A 4,751-nucleotide genomic window follows, 5' to 3' on the forward strand; every position below is an offset into this window, starting at 1 on the left:
CCCACGACGCTCGGCCGCACGACGCTCGGCCGCACGACGCTGTGCCGACGCGGCTTCGTCGTCGGCACCGCCGCCACCGCCGCCGGCGCCGCGCTCGCCGGTCCGCTGGCCGGCACCGCCCGCGCCGCGACCTTCGGCTACACCGACGACGGCACCCACTACGTGATCGACACCGGCGCGAACCTGGTGTTCAAGGTCAGGAAGAGCAACGGCGACCTGTCCTCGCTGGTCTACCAGGGCGTGGAGTACCAGGGCTACGGCGGCATGAACTCGCACATCGAGTCCGGCCTCGGGACCTCCACCGTCACCATCAGGCAGTCCGGCTCGACGATCCTCGTCTCCGTCGCCTACGGCACGCTGAGGCACTACTACGCGGCCCGCAGCGGCGAGAACAACGTCTACCTGTGGACCAACAAGGCCGACACCTCGGTCTCCGCGACCCGCTTCATCGTGCGGGTGAAGGCGGGCCTGTTCCTCAACGACCAGCCCGACTCCTACACCTACGCGCCCACCACCATCGAAGCCTCGGACGTGTTCAGGAAGTCCGACGGCCAGACCCGCTCGAAGCACTTCTCCAGACTCCGGGTCATGGACTACGACTACGTCGGCTGGTCGGCGAACGGTGTCGGCCTGTGGGTGGTCCGCAGCAACCACGAGAAGGCCTCCGGCGGCCCGTTCTACCGCTCCCTGCTGCGCCACCAGAGCGCGGACGGCGGCGGCCTCTACGAGATCCTGTACTACGGCCAGAACCAGACCGAAGAGCAGCGGTTCGGCCTCCAGGGCCCGTACGTCATCGCGTTCACGGACGGCGGGGCGCCCTCCACGTCGCTGTTCCCGGGCACCCTGACCACCTCGTGGGCGGACTCGCTCGGCCTGTCCGGATACGTCTCCGCGGGCGGCCGGGGCCGTGTGGCGGGCGTCGGCATCACCGGGCGGAACACGGCGTACGCGTACACGGTGGGGCTCGCCAACTCCTCGGCGCAGTACTGGGGTTCGGCACGGGCTTCGGACGGCTTCTTCTCCGTCTCCGGGGTGCTCCCGGGGACGTACACCCTCACGGTCTTCAAGGGTGAGCTGGCGGTGTACACGACCTCGGTGACGGTCACGGCGGGCGGGACGACGACGCTGAACTCGTTCGCGATCCCGTCCACCAACGATCCGTCGAACGCGTCCGCGATCTGGCGGATCAACGACTGGAACGGCACGCCGAGCGGGTTCAAGAACGCCGACCTGATGACGTACGCGCATCCGTCGGACACCCGGGCGGCCGCCTGGACCGGCAACGTGGTGATCGGCAGCGGGAGCGAGACCTCGGCCTTCCCCTGCTACCTCTGGAAGGACGTGAACAGCGGTCTCCTCGTCTACTTCCGGCTGACCGCCGCGCAGGCCGCCGCCGCCCACACCCTGCGCATCGGGGTGACGACGGCCTACGCCAACGGCCGGCCGCAGGTCGTCGTGAACGACACCTGGACCTCGGCGATCCCCTCCCCGCCCACCCAGCCGAACACGCGGTCCCTGACCAACGGGTCCTACCGGGGCAACAACCACACGTTCACCTACAGCGTCCCGGCGTCCGCCTGGCTGACGGACACGAGTCAGTACAACGTGCTGAAGATCAACGTGGTGAGCGGTTCGGGGACGACCTCCTACCTCAGTGCGGGAACGGCGATCGACGCGATCGACCTGCTGAGCTGACCCATCGTCATGTTCCGCGCGTCCACTGCTGGTTGGTGCCGTTGTTGCACGTGTACGTGATGACGGCGGCACCGTCGGCGGTGGACGCGCCGTTCACGTCCAGGCACTCGCCCGTCGCTCGGGACTTGATGTTCACGTAGGAGCCGGTGGTGGTGAGCGACCACTGCTGGGCGGTGGAGGAGGAGTTGCAGTTCTCCTGCGTGACGGTGTTGGCGTTCTCCTGGACGCACAGGGAGCTGTGCCGGGTCGTCAGCTGGTAGTAGCCGCCGCCGACGGACTTGAACCAGTACTTCTGGTTGTTGCCGCCGTTGCAGGCGTACTGCTTGATCTGGGCGCCCGCCCACTGCGACTGGCTGGTGACGTCGGCGCACTTGGACGAGTGGCGGGCGATCAGCGTGTTGTAGGTGGCGCTCGCGCCGCTGATCGTGCCCGTGGCGGTGTCGATCGTGACCTCCGGCGACCAGGACATGGACATGGTGGTCGAGGTCGGGAAGGTCAGCGGCAGCCAGACGTAGCGTGAGTCGTTGACCGTGCCGCCGAAGGAGTTGCCCCAGCGGTCGCCCATGTAGAGGTACGAGGTGGTCGAGGTGCCCTGCACGGGCAGGACGTACGCGGTCTGTGAACCGAAGGTCGTGGAGTCGCCGACGTTGGCCATGGCGGTCCAGGGGCCCGCGATGCTGGTGGCGGTGGCGTACTGCTGCTGGTTGGGGTTCCAGCCGGTGGCGCCCGAGGTCAGCATGAAGTAGACGTTGCCCCGCTTGAACAGGGCCGGGGCCTCGCGGTGGCCGCCGTGCCAGGGGTCGGCGACGAGGGCGGCGATGCCGGTGTAGTCGGCGGTGAGGCGGTAGATCTGCAGGTCGTAGTTCTCGCGGGCGGCCGAGATCATGTAGCCGGTGCCGTCGGTGTCCACGAAGGTGGTGATGTCACGGGACATGTGGGTGCCGAGCGGGCGGAAGCTGCCCCGCCAGGTGTAGTCGCCGTCGACGGTGTCGGAGACGGCGACGGCCGCGCGGGCCTCGCTGTAGTCGACGCCGTTCTCCTTGTGCATCCACATCACGTACTTGCCGGTGGCCGCGTTGTACATGACCTTCGGCCGCTCGATGTTGGCGGTCGCCAGCTCGGGGTCGGTGGCCTCGGTCAGGACGTTGTTGCGGAACTCCCAGCTCTTCAGGTCCGTGGAGCGGTAGGCCGACACGTAGCGGAAGGTGTTGTCGGAGTTCCGGTGCTCGCCGAACCAGTAGTAGTACGAGCCGACCTTGATGACCCCGCCGCCGTGGGCGTGCAGGGGGTTGCCGGAGGTGTCCTTGAACTGGGTGCCGTTGGGGACGGTCTGGGGCGCGGCCTGGGCCGGGCCGGCGGTGACGAGCGCGCCCGCCAGGGCCAGGCAGAGGGTGAGCAGGAGCGCGTACGCGCGTCTCATGTCAGCTTCCCTTCGTGGGTGTGTCGGCGACCGGGACGCCGAAGTCGGGGGTGCCGTCGGGCTTCCAGCCGAGACGCTGGATGCGGGTGTGGCGGTTGGGGTCGTTGAGGGGGTCGCCGACGATGTCCTTGTACTGGCGGGCGTGGTAGACGAGGACGTCGGTGCACCCGTCCTCGGCGACGGTGAAGCTGTTGTGGCCCGGCCCGTACTGCTTGGTGGTGTCGTTGCTGGTGAAGACCGGTGTGGGGGACTTCGACCAGTTGGCGGGGTTCATGAGGTCGGCGTCCGCGTCGACGGTCAGCAGGCCCATGCAGTAGTGGGAGTCGGTCGCGCTGGCCGAGTAGGTCATGAAGAGCCGGCCGTCGCGCTTGATGACCGACGGACCCTCGTTGACCTTGAAGCCGATGACCTCCCAGTCCAACTCGGGTGTGGTGAGCCGCACCTGAGGTCCCGTCAGGGTCAGCGGGTCGGCCATCCTCGACAGCCAGACCGCCGTGTTGTTGTTCATCCCGGGCTCGTGCTGCGCCCACGCGAGGTAGCGGGAGCCCCGGTGGGTGAAGGTGGTGGCGTCCAGGGAGAAGGTCTCCCAGGCCGTCTTCAGCTGGCCGCGCTCGACCCAGGTGCCCTTGAAGGGGTTCGGGTGGGAGTTCTCCAGGACCCAGATGCGGATCGCCCAGATGTCCTCGGCGGGCGCGGAGGCGAAGTAGATGTACCACTTGCCGTCGATGCGGTGGATCTCGGGCGCCCAGATGTGCGCGCCCATCACGCCCGAGGCGTGCTTGCGCCAGATCACGGACTCGGCGGCCGTGGACAGACCACGCAGGGTGCGGGACCTGCGCAGGATGATCCGGTCGTACTCGGGCGCGGTCGCCGTGAAGTAGTAGAAGCCGTCGGTGTGCCGGTTGATGTGCGGGTCGGCGCGGTTGCGGACCAGCGGGTTGACGTACGGCGGCTTCGCCGCGTGCCGGGAACCGGCCGCGTGCGCGGCGGTCACGGACATCGTGGTGAGGGCGCCGGCGGCCAGGGCGCCCTTCAGGAGCAGCCGGCGGTTCGGGGGCTCGGGGACAGTGTGGTCGCGACCCATGTGACGGTGGCTTCCTCTCGGAGGGGGGAACAAAAGGAAACAGAAATGTTCGACATATCGCACAAGATCTTTCATTGCGAACGCCGAAAAGGTAAGGGCGTGTTACGGGGAGGTCAACGGGTTGCGCGAGACGAACAAAAAGCTCACGGGGACGGGATCCGGGGTCCCGGAGAGATTTCTGTTATCGGTACCGCCCCCGGACCGTCTCCCATGACGTGCGCACCCATATCCACAAGACAGCGTCGGCCGCCGGAGCCCTGGCGGTCACCGCCCTGCTGCTCGGCGCCCCGACCGCGACCGCCGTCGGCCCGCGCGATGTGACCGCCGACGTCCTGGCCGGGCGGAACGTCACGCTCGCCGGGGACACGGTGGTGACCGTGCCGTCCGGGACGACCACGTACGACGGTGTGTTCAGCGGCACCGGCACGCTCACCGTGCGCGGCACCGGGACGCTGGTCCTCACCAAGGACAGCGACTTCACCCTGCCGAAGTCCCGGCAGCGGCAGAGCGTGCGGACGCTCGGCGGGAACCACCCGTACGTCACCGTCACCC

The 4,751-nt window shown here is 68.3% G+C and carries 3 protein-coding genes and 1 pseudogene; 2 read left to right on the forward strand and 2 right to left on the reverse strand.

Translation table 11 applies throughout. From position 1 onward, the window contains the following. Positions 1–39: 39 nt before the first annotated feature. The gene (locus tag P1P70_RS40870) at positions 40–1,695 is read left to right on the forward strand and encodes a rhamnogalacturonan lyase B N-terminal domain-containing protein (protein ID WP_319246992.1); all 1,656 of its coding nucleotides are present in this window, start codon (positions 40–42) and stop codon (positions 1,693–1,695) included. A gap of 7 nt (positions 1,696–1,702) precedes the next feature. Here the strand turns inward: P1P70_RS40870 and P1P70_RS40875 are convergent, their stop codons facing one another. Further along, positions 1,703–3,115, reverse strand: coding sequence for an RICIN domain-containing protein (locus P1P70_RS40875; protein ID WP_319246989.1), 1,413 nt, complete (start codon positions 3,113–3,115; stop codon positions 1,703–1,705). A 1-nt stretch (position 3,116) separates the two neighbouring features. Further along, the gene (locus P1P70_RS40880; protein WP_319246990.1) at positions 3,117–4,199 is read right to left on the reverse strand and encodes a glycoside hydrolase family 43 protein; all 1,083 of its coding nucleotides are present in this window, start codon (positions 4,197–4,199) and stop codon (positions 3,117–3,119) included. Positions 4,200–4,414: 215 nt separating this feature from the next. On the opposite strand from P1P70_RS40880, the pseudogene P1P70_RS40885 reads away from it, so the two are divergent. Then, a pseudogene (locus P1P70_RS40885) lies at positions 4,415–4,751 on the forward strand (autotransporter); the annotation flags it as partial.

The organism is Streptomyces sp. MB09-02B (genome assembly GCF_033794485.1).
GTDB lineage: Bacteria > Actinomycetota > Actinomycetes > Streptomycetales > Streptomycetaceae > Streptomyces.

What these genes read in the sequence shown, in the direction of transcription:
- P1P70_RS40875 (WP_319246989.1), bottom strand. Translation starts at nt 3,115, where the DNA reads ATGAGACGCGCGTACGCGCTCCTGCTCACCCTCTGCCTGGCCCTGGCG.
- P1P70_RS40880 (WP_319246990.1), bottom strand. Translation starts at nt 4,199, where the DNA reads ATGGGTCGCGACCACACTGTCCCCGAGCCCCCGAACCGCCGGCTGCTC.